The sequence below is a fragment of the Allochromatium palmeri genome (assembly GCF_009720725.1).
GTDB lineage: Bacteria > Pseudomonadota > Gammaproteobacteria > Chromatiales > Chromatiaceae > Thermochromatium > Thermochromatium palmeri.
Map to the genome: position 1 here is coordinate 271,211 of NZ_WNKT01000001.1, position 12,673 is coordinate 283,883.

A 12,673-nucleotide genomic window follows, 5' to 3' on the forward strand; every position below is an offset into this window, starting at 1 on the left:
GGGATCACCTCTCGTTGCAGCTCACACAGGGGTCGATGGTCAGCACGATGACCGGGACGTCGGCCAACTCGCAGCCGCCAAGCATGTGAATCAGCGGCGCGATGTTGGCGAAGGTCGGGGTGCGGACCCGGAAGCGGTCCAGATTTTTCTTGCCGCTGGCGCTGATGTAATAACAGACCTCGCCGCGCGGCTGTTCGAGCCGAAACATCGCCTCGCCCGTGGGCCGCTTGCCCTTGACCGAAACCTCGATCTCGCCGGCCGGCATCCGGTCGAGGCATTGGGTGATGAGATCGAATGACTGATCGACCTCGCGCACCCGCACCAGACAGCGTGCATAACAATCGCCATCCTGCTCGATGATCGGCTCCCACTCCAGCGCGCCATAGGCCGCATAGCCAAGCTGGCGCGTGTCATGGACCACACCGCTGGCACGCAGCACCGGACCTACGGCCCCGAGCGCGCGCGCGTCCGCCGCGCTCAGGAGTCCAACCCCAACGGTGCGCTGCCTGACCGTCGGATCCTCGCGGAAGATGGTCGCGATCTCGTCGAAGGCGACGCGGATCTCGCCGATCCGCTGCCGCACGCGGCCCAGCGTCTCGTCATCGACGTTCTTGCGAATCCCGCCGACCTTGCACACCCCAAAGATGACCCGCCCGCCGGTGGTCTCCTCGATGATGTCGACCATCATCTCGCGGATGCGCCAACTGTGCTGGAACAGACTCTCATAGCCGAGCGCGTCGGCGGCCAGACCCAACCACAGCACATGACTCTGGATGCGCGAGATCTCGCCCCAGACCGTGCGCAGCCAGGCCGCGCGCGGCGGCGCCTCGACGCCCATCAGTTGCTCGACGCCCTGGCAGTAGCCCTGACCGTGGATGAAGCTACAGATGCCGCAGATCCGCTCGGCGACATTGGCCATCTCGATGAAGTCGTAGCGCTCGGCGAGCAGTTCGAGACCGCGATGCACATAGCCGATCGAGGGCAGGGCGCGCACGACGCGCTCGTCGTCGAGTTCCAGATCCAGATGGATCGGCTCGGGCAGCACCGGATGCTGCGGACCAAAGGGGACGATGGTGGTGTTGGACATGGAATCAGGTCTCCGGGGCGGACTTGGCCGCTGGCGTGCGCGTTTCCTTCTTGACTGTCACCTCACCTGAGAACGGAATCTTGGTCTTGGTGCGCAGGAAATTGCCGCCATAGTCGACCGTCAGCCCCGGAAAGTTGAGGCCGAACAGATCCTTGAGTTCATTCTCATAGGTGAAGGCGGCCGGAAAGATGGCGCTCAGGCTCGGCAGCTCGGGCGGCGGGTCGCGCGGGATCTGGACCCGGTAGTGGGTGCAGCGGTAGTCCTGCTCATAGCTGATCAGGATCTCGAAGTGATCGGCGCGCGCGGTGCCGGTCATCTGCACCAGCCGGAAGCCGTCGCGCTGATGCTGCTCGGCGGTTGGCACCCATTGGTCGAGTGTCAGCGCGTTGAATGGCTCGTCGGGATTCATGGATTTTCCACCACTGGGCTGACTATTTTTCGTTGACGTTTACGATCCTTGGCGCGCTGCTCCAGGATATCGAGCGCCTGGACGATGCCGTCGATGATGCTCTCGGGACGCGCCGCGCAGCCGGGGACATAGACATCGACCGGCAGCACCTGATCGATGCCGCCATAGACGTTGTAGGCGTCGCGGAAGATTCCGCCGCTCAGGGCGCAGGCGCCGATGGCGACCACGACCTTGGGGTCGGGCATCTGGGCATAGAGATTCTCGACCACCTTGCGCGATTCCTCGTTGACCGAGCCGGTCACGAGGAAGATATCGGCGTGTTTGGGATTGCCGGTGTTGATGATACCGAAGCGTTCGACGTCATAGGTCGGCGTCAGACAGGCCAGTAGCTCGATGTCGCAGCCATTGCAGCTCGTGGCCGCGTAATGAAGCACCCAGGGGGATTTTTTCAGGAAGCTCATGGATTCTTGCTCTTGGGCTGAGTCACAGGGGCTTGGAGGTCGAGCGGACTTTTGGCCTTCTTGTCCGTCATGCTCGGTATCGTGTGAGTGTAGATCATGGTCAGAAGGTGCCATCACCTCAGCGATGTGCCAAGGGCATCGAGCGGCCTTGCCTTCTGATATTAGTGTATATACATTAATGCACATGAACATCATCTTCGATCCCGCCAAGGACCGTTTGAACATCGTCAATCACGGCATGTCGTTGGCGTTGGCAGCGGATCTGGAATGGGATCTGGCGTTGGTGAATGAAGACACCCGCGAAGCCTACGGCGAGCAACGCTGGGTTGGCTTCGCGCCCATCGGCCGGCAGATCTATTGCGTGGTGTTCACTGAAGCACATGATTGTTATCGCATCATCAGCCTGCGCGAGGCGACCAACCGTGAAAAACGCACCTACCTCGATTACCTCTAAGTCTGGGCGAGTCTTTCTCCTGAACAGCGAGGAAGAAGACGCCCGCATCCGCGAAGGCATCGCGGCGGATCCCGACACCCATGAGCTGACCGACGAAGAACTGAGCAAGCTCCGTCCGCTCACCCGCCTGCCCGGACGTCCAAAGTCCGACGCGACCAAACAGCCGGTCTCCATCCGCCTTTCACCGGAAGTGGTCGACTATTTCAAGGCTGAAGGCCCGGGTTGGCAGACGCGCATCGATGCCGTGCTGCGCGAGTATGTCGCCTCTCACTGATCGTCAGGCCGCCGAAGCCCGCTGCTTCACACCACCAGCGGCAACAACATCAGATTGGTCACGCCCACCAGCAGCGTCACCCACCAGGTCGCCTTGAGCGTGCTTGACCAGGTCAGGCGCGCATGGGTGTTGTCGACCAGCACCTCGACGAAGAACAGCGCAAAAGCGATCGGCAGCGCCAGCCACGGCCCCCAGGGCGCGAAGAACAGATACAGCCAGCCGAGCAGGATCACGTTCTCATACCAGTGCGCGATCTCGACCAGCGCCAGATCGCTCCCCGAGAAATCCGTGGTCAGCCCCTTGACTAGCTCCTGATGCCCGTGATGCGAGGAACTAAGATCAAACGGCGACTTGCGCAGCTTGATCGTCAGCACGAACAGAAAGCCGACCAAAATACCCAGCAGTTGCAACACCTGCCAGGGACTGCCGGCGACGATGTCGGCGACCCGGAAACTGTCGGTCGTCAAATAGAACCCGAGCGGCACCAGGATCAGCATCGGCTCATAGGCCATCATCAGCATCAGCTCGCGCGATGAGCCGATGTTGCTGTAAGGCGAGTTGGTCGAATAGGCCGCCAGACACAGAAAGATCCCGGACACAGTCAGAGCGAACAGACTGAGCAAGAGATCACTGCCCAGAAACAGAATGAACCCCGAGATGACCATGAAGAACAGAAAGAACCACAGATAGAGCGTCTGCAACCGGGTCACAACCAACGTGTCCTTCTCGAACAGCTTGAGCACGTCGTAGACCGGTTGCAGAATCGGCGGACCCTGACGCGACTGCATGCGCGCCGTCAGTCGTCGGTCGATGCCCGCGAGCAGAGCGCCGACCACGGGTCCCAGCACAACGAAGGCGATGGCGAGCCACCAGGCATAATGGGTGCTCATAGCGTCGCCCCTCCGATCATGAGCGCAATCAGCGCCGCTGTGCCCAGGCCACCGTAGCGGAGCAGGGTGGTCTCATGGAAGAACCCCGTCATGTAATAGCCTCGGCTCTCGACCATCCGCTCGGCCCCCATCGCCCCGCGATACGACGCACTGCCGTCGACATTGGCCCCGCTCAGATAACCGCTGACCTCGGCAAAGCGCGGTGGCTTGAGCCAGAACAGCAGTGGCAGCACGAACAGCCCGCCGAGCATCAGCGTCATGAGCCAGACCGTCTCCCAGGGGATGACGGCCTGGATGTCCGGGATCAGACCCAGCGCGGCCAGGTAATGCGTATAGGGAATGACGAACACCGTATCGGCCAGCGGAAAGAGCGCACAGGCGACATAGGTGATGACAGTCAGCGCGCCCAGCGCGATCAGCTCGTCGCGCGCGATCGGCTCGGTGCTCGGGCGCGGCCGGCGCGGCATCGCCACCAGCTTGCCCATCCACTTGCTCCAGAAAAACAGCGTCGGCGCACTGCCAAAGGCCAGGATCGCCGCCAGCAGCAGCCCGTCGCCGGGCATCACGTCCATGTTGAGGAACGCCTGGAACGTCGTGTACTTGCTCAGCAGCATCCCGAACGGCGCCAGGAACATGCCCAAAATGCCGACCAGCAGCATCGCCGCCATCTCGGGACGCCGATAGACCAGGCCCTCCATGTCCTCGATGTCGCGGCTGCCGATCAGATGCTCGGTGGTGCCCACAGCCAGGAACAGCAGCGCCTTGGCCACCGCATGGAAGAGAATCAGCAGGATCGCCGCCCACATCGCCGCCGCCGTGCCCACGCCCGCGCACATCACGATCAGCCCCAGATTGGCGATGGTCGAATAGGCCAGCACCCGCTTGGCGTTGCGCTGGTTGACCGCGACCAGCGAGGTGACGAGGAAGGTCACACCGCCGATGAGCGACAGCAGCAACCCGGCGACGGTGTCATAGAAAACCGGCGAGAGCTTGACCAGCAGGAAGACGCCCGCCTTGACCATGGTGCTCGAATGCAGCAGCGCCGAGACCGGCGTCGGCGCGACCATGGCCCCGAGCAGCCAGGAGGAAAAGGGCAGTTGCGCCGACTTAGCCAGTCCGGCGACCGCGATCAGCGCCGCCGGGATCAGGGCCAGCGCACTACCGGCGGCGACCAGCCGGTCCAGCTCCCAGGTGTGCAGTCCCGGCCCATAGGTCAGCCAGGCGATGGCCGCCGCGAAGGTGACGCCGCCGATCAGGTTCAGTCCGAGCGCGCGAAAGCCGTTGCGGATCGCTTCGTCCGTGCCCGAATAGGAAATCAGCCAGAACGAGCACAGCGTCGTCACCTCCCAGAACACGAACAGCCAGGTGAGATGGTTGGTGAAGACGATGCCGAACATCGCGGCCAGGAACAGGAAGATCACGAAATAGAACGCGGGTTGGCGATCCGCGACCTCAGGCTCATGAGCGTGATAGTCGCGCATGTATTGCACGGCATGCAGACAGATCAGCCCGCCGACCACGCCGACGATGAGCGCCATCAGCAGCGTGAAGCTGTCGATGTAGAAGGGATGCGCAACCTCGGGATGGACGGGCGCCAGCTCCGCGCTCAGCATCAGCCCGGCCTGGAGCAGGATCAGCACCGGGATATACCACTCGCGCGCTACGATGTGTCGGCAGAAGTACAGCAGCACCAGGGCCAGCGCCACGCCGGCGAGCCTGAAGAACCCGTCGAGCGTCGCATGCAGCCAGCCGGGAATGGCGTAGAACTCAGGCCCCAGGCCCAGATGCAGCCCGGTCAGCAGGAGGGTCGCGATGGCGATGGCCCCCGCCGAGATCCGGACCCGTTGCGCGCGGATCGCGTTGTCGGGCGCGCGGGCGACGGCGATGCCCGCCAGCAGCGGAAAGAGGATGAGCAAGCCGATCGAATACATGAAACCGCGTCCTTTATAGAGTGAGGAATGGAGGTCACGCGGGAGATCGAAGCGGCATGGTAACGCCTCGGCGAGTGGATCGCCTAGCCCCGGTCTCCGGCGGACGCCCTCCATCCAGTGCGCGCCTCCAATGTGCGTCACCGTACAGACACCGGACGCCGCGAAGGGGATGCTAACAGCCAGGCATCAAGACTGGATGCTGGGTCGGTCGTGTGCAGACAGACAGATCCGTGTCAGGGATTCGGGTCGTCAAGCATCGACATCGCCGCCGTATTTTCAGTAGCGTGAGTGTCTAAAAACGCTAAATTTAGGTAACGACACATGAACAATACCTCCACAATCGCCCTTTTTAGCGCTATTGCTCTTTTTAGCACGATTACTTTGCTGCTGCTCTCAGCATGCAGCACAGCCTCGAAGCATGAGCCGGCGCCAGCCGCTGCTGCTCCGATGTATGATTCGACGCCTGCCCCGATGTATGCGCCAAAACCAGATCGCAATTGATGACTTCCCGTTTTCAATCGTCGCTGCTGTCAACTTTGAAAGTAAAACGTTAAAGTTGACAGCAAAGATCGTGGGTTGAATCCTGGGTGACACAGACCGACCTTCAGCTTCATGCTGGTACCAGCCTTTATGCGCCATTGTCTTGACTGTTATGCGTATCCGGCTCGCTGTGATCGGTTTCTTCACGATATTTTTCAGCCATACCCTGTTGGTTGGCGCGGCCTCGTCACTGTCAATTTTTGATGAGATTCAGGGATCGTCCGTTTCGCGTCCACTTCCACCCGAGTACGTCATCGACCTGGACGGGTCCGTCACGCTGCGAATCTGTTTTAATTGGTCGTGTGCGCGCAGACAGACCCTAACCTTCACTCTCAATGATATGGCGCGTCTAAAAAGGCATCTGGCGCGTTGTCCGGGCACAGGCCTTCACGATAGATTACAGCGCATACGCATCGGTATCTGGCAAATGGAAGTGCTGGCACAACAGTCTCAGCCGTTGCTGGCCAACGACCTGGCCATCAACGATTTCGAGGCGGACATCGATGGGCGGATGGATTGCATCGATAACGCCAGCAACACCACGACATATCTGCATATTCTCCAGGATCTCCGGGAACTGCCCGGCTGGACGGTCGCATCACCAAAGGTGCGTCGTCTGTTCGATATCACGACGGTGCACTGGACGGCCGTCATCACCGATACAGCTACTGGGCGGCCCTGGAGCGTTGACTCCTGGTATCGCCCGAACGGCCATCTGCCAATGGTCATGCCCTTGTCGAGCTGGATCGATAAGAAGAAGGGCTGGGAACCGCCTTTCAAACGTCTGAATACCACACCCCGCTCGATCGACGCGCTCTGTCGTCCAGGGGCGCGAACACATTGGGATATCGTCAATGGGCATGTTCTGTACTAACCCTATTTGCGCGCCGACTCGATGCTCAGTCTTCTGGCCCTCGACGACGATCCGCCTGGCTCTATGCCTGTGTGGTGTATTGAGTGCCGGTTGCAGTGCGCACCTGACAACACAGGCCGACAGTGGCGCGCATCGTCCCAACCCGATGCTCAATGCACACTATTCTGAAGCGGCCGAGGTTCCGTTCGTTATGGAACAAAAAACGGCTATGGCCGATCGTTCCTGGCAGATCGACTTTGCATCAGAGAGCGCCTCGCGCCGGACGCGGGAGATGGCCGATTGGATCGTCAACTCAAGAGACAATGGCCATAGGCCGTTTGCGATCGTCGATAAAGTCAATGCCAGGGTCTATGTCTTTGACGTCAACGGGCAGCTACAGGGCGCCGCGCCCGTACTGCTTGGATTGGGGAGAGGCGATGACGTGGCCCCAGGCGTGAGTCAAATGCGGATGTCACAGATCCCTCCGGCACAGCGTACGACGCCGGCAGGGCGTTTCGTGGCGACACTGGGCCGCAATTCTCATGGCAAGGACATACTTTGGGTGGACTATGAAAATGCCATCTCCATGCATCCAGTCGTTACGAGTAAACCCAAAGAGCGTCGGGTGCAACGCCTGGAGACGCCATCACCGCTGGATAACCGTATTTCGTATGGCTGCATCAATGTTCCAGTGAAATTTTTCACGAACGTGATACAGCGCCGGTTTTCCGGGACGGGCGGCGTTGTGTATGTTTTGCCGGAAAGCTACGGTTGGAGCGGTCGCACTACGTCCGATCGCGTGTCTCAGGGGCGTTGGCTTGATTCGATGGACGGTTGAGCGTCTGAATTCTCAAACGCCTACAGGCACTGAGGTTCTATAATCGCGCCTCGACACGCGCCTCATCGTCTCGAGGCGACCACGACGACGGCTGTCAGCATGTCTCACCCTTCACTCACCGAATGCCCCGAATGCGGTCTCTTGCAGCGCCACACGCCCCCGCCGCCCGGTGGCGTGATCGAATGCGCGCGCTGCGGCTCCGTACTCCATCGTGACCGACCGGACAGCCTCAATCGTACCCTGGCGCTGACGCTGGCCGGCCTGCTGCTGTTCGTCATCGCCAACAGCTTTCCCTTCATCGCCTTCGATCTGCGCGGCAACGAGACCCACACCACACTGCTGACCGGCGTCCTCAACCTCTATGAGTCGGGCCAGTGGGGGATCGCTGCCGTGGTGTTCTTCACCAGTGTGCTGGCACCCGGACTACAACTGACCCTGCTGCTGGCGGTCCTGATCCCGCTGACGCTCAAGCGGATGCCGTCCTGGCTTCCGCGTCTGTTCCGACTGGTGCGCACCCTGACGCCCTGGGGCATGATGGACGTCTTCATGCTCGGTATCCTGGTCTCCGTGGTCAAGCTGGTCGAGATGGCGAGCATCGTGCCCGGAGCCTCGCTCTTTGCTTTCGCGGCCCTGATCCTGGTGCTGGCGGCGGCCCAGGCGGCGCTCGATCCGGATCTGGTCTGGTCGCGCGTGTCGCTGTCCAATCCGCGTCTCGCCCGCGTGCGTCCGGGCGACGCGCATCTGGCCTGCGACGTCTGCGAACTGGTGATGCCGCGCGCGGCGGCCGTCCGCGACGGTGAGTGCCTGCGCTGTCCACGTTGTGACGATGTGCTGCACCGGCGCAAGCCCGAGAGCCTGCAACGCACCTGGGCTTTGGTGCTGGCGGCGATCCTCTGTTATATCCCCTCCAACCTGCTGCCGATCATGACCCTGACCTCGTTCGGACGCGAACAATCGGATACCATCCTCAGCGGCGTGATCTTTCTGGTGGTGCATGGGATGTGGCCGCTGGCGCTCATCGTCTTCGTCGCCAGCCTGGTGGTGCCGCTGCTGAAACTCCTGTTGCTGATACTGCTGTTACTCTCGGTCCAGTTTCGCTGGAACTGGAACCCGCGCGAGCGCACCCGACTCTATCGGCTCACGGAAACCGCCGGCCGCTGGTCGATGGTGGATATCTATGTCGTTACCATCCTGGTCGCCCTGGTGCAGGTCGGTAATCTGGCCAATGTCGAGGCCGAGGCGGGCGCGGTGTTCTTCTGTGCCGTCGTGGTGCTGACGATGCTGGCCGCCATGTCGTTCGATCCGCGCCTGATCTGGGATCGGCTGGAACGCGAAAAACCGGCGCGCGCCCAGGCGACTGTGGCTGAGGCAAAGATTCAGACATGACTGAGACCGAACGCGAACCGGACCACCGTGCGTCCGACCCGATCCCCGAAGCCCTGGTCAGACCACGCGGTCGGTTCTCGCTGGTGTGGCTGATTCCACTCGTGGCGCTGGCCGTCGGTGCCTGGCTAGCGTTCAAGACCTGGAGCGAGCGCGGACCGATCGTCAGCATCGAGTTCAAGAGCGCCTCCGGACTGGCAGCCGGTCAGACGCGCGTCAAGTTCAGAGATGTCGACATCGGGCAGGTCACGGCCATCGACTTCAGTCCGGATCTCAAGACCGTCATCGTCTCCGCTGAGCTCAAGCGCACCTTCGACGATTTCCTCACCGAGCACACCCGCTTCTGGGTCGAGCGCCCGCGTGTGACCCTGAGCGGCGTCTCGGGACTCGACACCCTGGTCTCGGGCGCCTATATCGCGCTCGACCCTGGACACGATGGACGTGCCCGACGTCATTTCACGGGTCTGGAGCAGCCGCCGCTCATCACGACCTTCGAGGACGGCGGGCGCTTTCGACTCCGCGCGCCGACGCTCGGCTCGCTCAACATCGGCTCGCCGGTCTACTACCGCCAGATCCAGGTTGGTCAGGTGATCGGCTATGCCCTGGAACCGGACGGACGCGCGGTCGGGATCGAGGTCTTCGTCGCGGCACCGCACGATGCACTGATCACGCCCGACACCCGCTTCTGGAACGCCAGTGGACTGGACGTCTCGATCTCGACCGCTGGCGTGCAGGTCGACACCCAGTCGCTGCTGTCGGTGCTGATCGGCGGCATTGCCTTCGGCACGCCCGAGACCATCGACCCGGCCCAGGCCCACGACCCCCATCCAGACGCCTTTCCGCTCTATCGCAATCGCGAAGCGGCCCATGCCAGGATCTATGCGCGCAAGGAACGCTATCTGCTCTTGTTCGAGGGTGCGGCGCGCGGCCTGACGAGCGGCGCGCCGGTACGGCTCAAAGGCATCGATGTCGGTCGCGTGCTCGACATCCAGCTTCAGCTCGACACCGAGGCGCTGGAGTTCCTGATTCCGGTACTGATCGAGGTCGAACCCGACCGCATCGTGCGGAGCGGTGAGACAAGCGTGCCCGATGAGCGTCAATTGATCGAGCGTCTGGTCGAGCGCGGTCTGCGCGCCCAGCTCAAGCTCGACAGCATGCTGAGCGGCGCGCTCTATGTGGATCTGGATGTGGACGCGGAAGCGCCGGCGGGACGTCTCGTCCAGCAGGGCGAGTACATGGTGATCCCGACCCGGCCCGGTTCGCTGGAGGCCATGACGACCCAGCTCGCCAGTGTGCTCGAAAAGCTCGATACCGTCCCCATCGAACAGATCGGGCGCGACCTGAGTCAGACCGCGGCGGGGGCCAATGCCCTAGTCAACGCGCCCGAGCTCAAGGGCGCCGTCGTCGAGCTGGAGGCCACGCTCGCCCAGGTACATGCCGTGGCCGCGCGGCTCGATCGCGAACTCGGTCCCGAGCTGACCAAGACCCTGCGCGAGAGCACGGCCACGCTCGAACGGGCGCGGGCACTGCTCTCGGATCGCTCGCCGCTCTATGTCGAGATCCAGCGAACGCTGCAAGAGGTCTCCAGTGCTGCGCGCTCGATGCGGCTGCTGACCGACTATCTGGAGCGTCATCCCGAGTCGCTGTTACAGGGCAAGGGGCGTGGGCGTTGATCGCGAGTCTGATGGCGTACTGCCGCATCTTGGTGCAAAGACACCGAGCTAGCGCTTAATTGGTGCATCGAATTCTGTTTGTCATGGCGAACGACCGCCGCTGACGGCTCCAGTCGAACACTCTGGTCGATCATGGTCCGATCCATGCTTATGGATCGCACCAAAACTGAACAACCGGGTTTCGAATCTATGGAGTCCTTGCAAGCAGGTACTGACGTTCTCTTCATCTTGATTGGCGCCGTGATGGTGCTGGCGATGCACGCGGGCTTTGCCTTCCTGGAAGTCGGCACCGTACGCGCCAAGAATCAAGTCAATGCCCTGGCGAAGATCATGACTGACTTCGCCATTTCCACCATCGCCTATTTCTTCATCGGCTACAGTCTGGCCTATGGGATCGATTTCTTCTCCGGCGCCCAGATCCTTCAGGACCGGAATGGCTATGAACTGGTGAAGTTCTTCTTCCTGCTCACCTTCGCGGCGGCGATTCCGGCGATCATCTCGGGTGGGATCGCGGAACGCGCCCGTTTCTATCCGCAATTGCTGGCCTCATTCCTGATCGTCGGCGGACTCTATCCGTTCTTCGAGGGGCTGGTCTGGAACGGCAATCTGGGTGTGCAGGATTTCATCGAGTCCATCCTGGGCGCCAAATTCCATGATTTTGCCGGCTCCGTCGTGGTGCATGCGGTCGGTGGTTGGATCGCGCTGGCCGCCGTGTTGCTGCTGGGGCCACGTCAGGGGCGTTACCGCAAGGATGGCAGCGTGACCGCGCATCCGCCGTCCTCGATCCCCTTCCTTTCGCTGGGTGCCTGGACGCTCACGGTCGGCTGGTTCGGATTCAATGTGATGTCGGCGCAGACAGTCGAGGCCGTGAGCGGGCTGGTGGCGGTCAATTCGCTGATGGCCATGGTCGGCGGCATCCTGGCGGCCCTGATCGCCGGCAAGAACGACCCTGGCTTTCTGCATAACGGTCCGCTCGCCGGTCTGGTCGCTGTCTGTGCCGGGTCCGACGTCATGCATCCGATTGGTGCACTCGTCACGGGGGCGGTCGCGGGGGCACTCTTCGTCTATGCCTTCACCCTGACGCAAAACCGCTGGCGGATCGACGACGTGCTCGGTGTCTGGCCCTTGCATGGCCTGTGCGGACTCTGGGGAGGGATCGCTGCCGGCGTATTCGGACTCGAAGTGCTCGGCGGCGCCGGTGGCGTCAGTCTGCTGGCCCAGGTGGTGGGCACCCTGGCCGGCGTGATTATCGCGCTCCTGGGCGGATTCCTGATCTATGGACTCATCAAATTGACGTTGGGACTGCGTCTGACGCAGGAAGAAGAATATATCGGCGCCGATCTGAGCATCCACCGCATCACGGCTCAGCCCGACTACAATCGGGGCGAGGTGTAACGCGCACCTGAGGCGAATCAGGGGGCGGTTTGGTCGATGGCTGTCGGGGGCGTGCAACTCCTGCCAGCCATCACCTCTGATTCCTGGGGCAGTCCAAGCCGTCGAGGCATGGGACGCGGTTCAGACACATCCAGTGGGTTTCGGCAGTCCACCCCACTTACAGATGAGTTTCATCGGCCCTTTCCTGAAGATGTCGTAGAGCTCCTTAGTCGAGACCTTCTGCTTTTTGGCGAAGATCCGGATCGGTGGCACCACGCCATCTTCCTCATACATGGCACGCGCCTCGCGGATGAAGTGCATCACCTGCTCGGTCATCTCGAAGTCATCACTCTGCGCCAGCTCGACGGCGACCTCTTCGCTCCAATCATCGCGGTCGAGCAGAAATCCTTCGTTGTCCAAAGCCACGCTCAGGCTTGCGCTCATCGTCTCTCTCCGGAAGGTTCAGGGAATCGAAAGTCTGTGACCCAGAGATAGCGGCGGATAAT

The 12,673-nt window shown here is 61.7% G+C and carries 13 protein-coding genes; 7 read left to right on the forward strand and 6 right to left on the reverse strand.

Features of this window, described 5'->3' with window-relative positions:
* Nucleotides 1-4 precede the first annotated feature (4 nt).
* The 3 genes from GJ668_RS01230 to GJ668_RS01240 are packed head-to-tail and all read right to left on the reverse strand — an operon-like array spanning nt 5 to nt 1,957.
* Nucleotides 5-1,087, reverse strand: a complete 1,083-nt coding sequence (locus GJ668_RS01230) for a hydrogenase large subunit (RefSeq protein WP_155448281.1) — start codon at nt 1,085-1,087, stop codon at nt 5-7.
* Between the two features lie 4 nt (nt 1,088-1,091).
* Complete coding sequence (locus tag GJ668_RS01235) at nt 1,092-1,496, reverse strand: NADH-quinone oxidoreductase subunit C (RefSeq protein ID WP_155448282.1); 405 nt, start codon at nt 1,494-1,496, stop codon at nt 1,092-1,094.
* Nucleotides 1,493-1,957: an NADH-quinone oxidoreductase subunit B family protein gene (locus GJ668_RS01240; RefSeq protein WP_155448283.1), complete on the reverse strand. Its 465-nt coding sequence runs from the start codon at nt 1,955-1,957 to the stop codon at nt 1,493-1,495. Before GJ668_RS01240 ends, GJ668_RS01235 begins: the two co-directional genes overlap by 4 nt.
* Before the next feature lie 184 nt (nt 1,958-2,141).
* Between GJ668_RS01240 and GJ668_RS01245 the strand changes: the two genes are divergently transcribed.
* Together GJ668_RS01245 and GJ668_RS01250 are read left to right on the forward strand one after the other, a co-directional pair.
* The gene (locus GJ668_RS01245; RefSeq protein ID WP_155448284.1) at nt 2,142-2,411 is read left to right on the forward strand and encodes a BrnT family toxin; all 270 of its coding nucleotides are present in this window, start codon (nt 2,142-2,144) and stop codon (nt 2,409-2,411) included.
* Nucleotides 2,380-2,685 (forward strand): BrnA antitoxin family protein, encoded by a 306-nt coding sequence (locus GJ668_RS01250; RefSeq protein WP_343032158.1) that lies wholly within the window; start codon nt 2,380-2,382, stop codon nt 2,683-2,685. Before GJ668_RS01245 ends, GJ668_RS01250 begins: the two co-directional genes overlap by 32 nt.
* A gap of 26 nt (nt 2,686-2,711) precedes the next feature.
* On the opposite strand, the gene GJ668_RS01255 is transcribed toward GJ668_RS01250, so the two are convergent.
* The gene (locus GJ668_RS01255; RefSeq protein ID WP_155448286.1) at nt 2,712-3,575 is read right to left on the reverse strand and encodes a respiratory chain complex I subunit 1 family protein; all 864 of its coding nucleotides are present in this window, start codon (nt 3,573-3,575) and stop codon (nt 2,712-2,714) included.
* A complete protein-coding gene (locus GJ668_RS01260; protein ID WP_155448287.1) occupies nt 3,572-5,506 on the reverse strand; it encodes an NADH-quinone oxidoreductase subunit 5 family protein in 1,935 nt (644 codons plus the stop codon). The genes GJ668_RS01255 and GJ668_RS01260 overlap by 4 nt, the downstream gene beginning before the upstream one ends.
* A gap of 652 nt (nt 5,507-6,158) precedes the next feature.
* Here GJ668_RS01260 and GJ668_RS01265 point away from each other — a divergent pair.
* The 5 genes from GJ668_RS01265 to GJ668_RS01285 all read left to right on the forward strand — a co-directional run bounded on the left by GJ668_RS01265 (nt 6,159) and on the right by GJ668_RS01285 (nt 12,188).
* Nucleotides 6,159-6,920, forward strand: a complete 762-nt coding sequence (locus GJ668_RS01265) for a hypothetical protein (protein WP_246194578.1) — start codon at nt 6,159-6,161, stop codon at nt 6,918-6,920.
* Nucleotides 6,921-7,065: 145 nt separating this feature from the next.
* Nucleotides 7,066-7,737 (forward strand): L,D-transpeptidase, encoded by a 672-nt coding sequence (locus GJ668_RS01270; protein ID WP_186342812.1) that lies wholly within the window; start codon nt 7,066-7,068, stop codon nt 7,735-7,737.
* Nucleotides 7,738-7,836: 99 nt separating this feature from the next.
* Nucleotides 7,837-9,123, forward strand: a complete 1,287-nt coding sequence (locus tag GJ668_RS01275) for a paraquat-inducible protein A (protein WP_155448288.1) — start codon at nt 7,837-7,839, stop codon at nt 9,121-9,123.
* Nucleotides 9,120-10,793 carry a PqiB family protein gene (locus tag GJ668_RS01280; RefSeq protein ID WP_155448289.1) on the forward strand — a complete coding sequence of 558 codons (1,674 nt, stop codon included), beginning with the start codon at nt 9,120-9,122 and terminating at the stop codon, nt 10,791-10,793. The genes GJ668_RS01275 and GJ668_RS01280 overlap by 4 nt, the downstream gene beginning before the upstream one ends.
* 189 nt (nt 10,794-10,982) lie before the next feature.
* Nucleotides 10,983-12,188, forward strand: a complete 1,206-nt coding sequence (locus GJ668_RS01285) for an ammonium transporter (protein WP_155448327.1) — start codon at nt 10,983-10,985, stop codon at nt 12,186-12,188.
* 120 nt (nt 12,189-12,308) lie between these two features.
* Here GJ668_RS01285 and GJ668_RS01290 read toward each other — a convergent pair whose 3' ends face one another.
* The gene (locus tag GJ668_RS01290) at nt 12,309-12,611 is read right to left on the reverse strand and encodes a TusE/DsrC/DsvC family sulfur relay protein (protein ID WP_155448290.1); all 303 of its coding nucleotides are present in this window, start codon (nt 12,609-12,611) and stop codon (nt 12,309-12,311) included.
* Nucleotides 12,612-12,673 lie beyond the last annotated feature (62 nt).

Bases quoted from the DNA above. Each gene is read 5' to 3' on its own strand.
- GJ668_RS01280 (WP_155448289.1), top strand. From the start codon at position 9,120: ATGACTGAGACCGAACGCGAACCGGACCACCGTGCGTCCGACCCGATC.
- GJ668_RS01255 (WP_155448286.1), bottom strand. From the start codon at position 3,575: ATGAGCACCCATTATGCCTGGTGGCTCGCCATCGCCTTCGTTGTGCTG.
- GJ668_RS01230 (WP_155448281.1), bottom strand. From the start codon at position 1,087: ATGTCCAACACCACCATCGTCCCCTTTGGTCCGCAGCATCCGGTGCTG.
- GJ668_RS01235 (WP_155448282.1), bottom strand. From the start codon at position 1,496: ATGAATCCCGACGAGCCATTCAACGCGCTGACACTCGACCAATGGGTG.
- GJ668_RS01275 (WP_155448288.1), top strand. From the start codon at position 7,837: ATGTCTCACCCTTCACTCACCGAATGCCCCGAATGCGGTCTCTTGCAG.
- GJ668_RS01260 (WP_155448287.1), bottom strand. From the start codon at position 5,506: ATGTATTCGATCGGCTTGCTCATCCTCTTTCCGCTGCTGGCGGGCATC.
- GJ668_RS01290 (WP_155448290.1), bottom strand. From the start codon at position 12,611: ATGAGCGCAAGCCTGAGCGTGGCTTTGGACAACGAAGGATTTCTGCTC.
- GJ668_RS01245 (WP_155448284.1), top strand. From the start codon at position 2,142: ATGAACATCATCTTCGATCCCGCCAAGGACCGTTTGAACATCGTCAAT.
- GJ668_RS01285 (WP_155448327.1), top strand. From the start codon at position 10,983: ATGGAGTCCTTGCAAGCAGGTACTGACGTTCTCTTCATCTTGATTGGC.
- GJ668_RS01270 (WP_186342812.1), top strand. From the start codon at position 7,066: ATGCTCAATGCACACTATTCTGAAGCGGCCGAGGTTCCGTTCGTTATG.
- GJ668_RS01265 (WP_246194578.1), top strand. From the start codon at position 6,159: ATGCGTATCCGGCTCGCTGTGATCGGTTTCTTCACGATATTTTTCAGC.
- GJ668_RS01240 (WP_155448283.1), bottom strand. From the start codon at position 1,957: ATGAGCTTCCTGAAAAAATCCCCCTGGGTGCTTCATTACGCGGCCACG.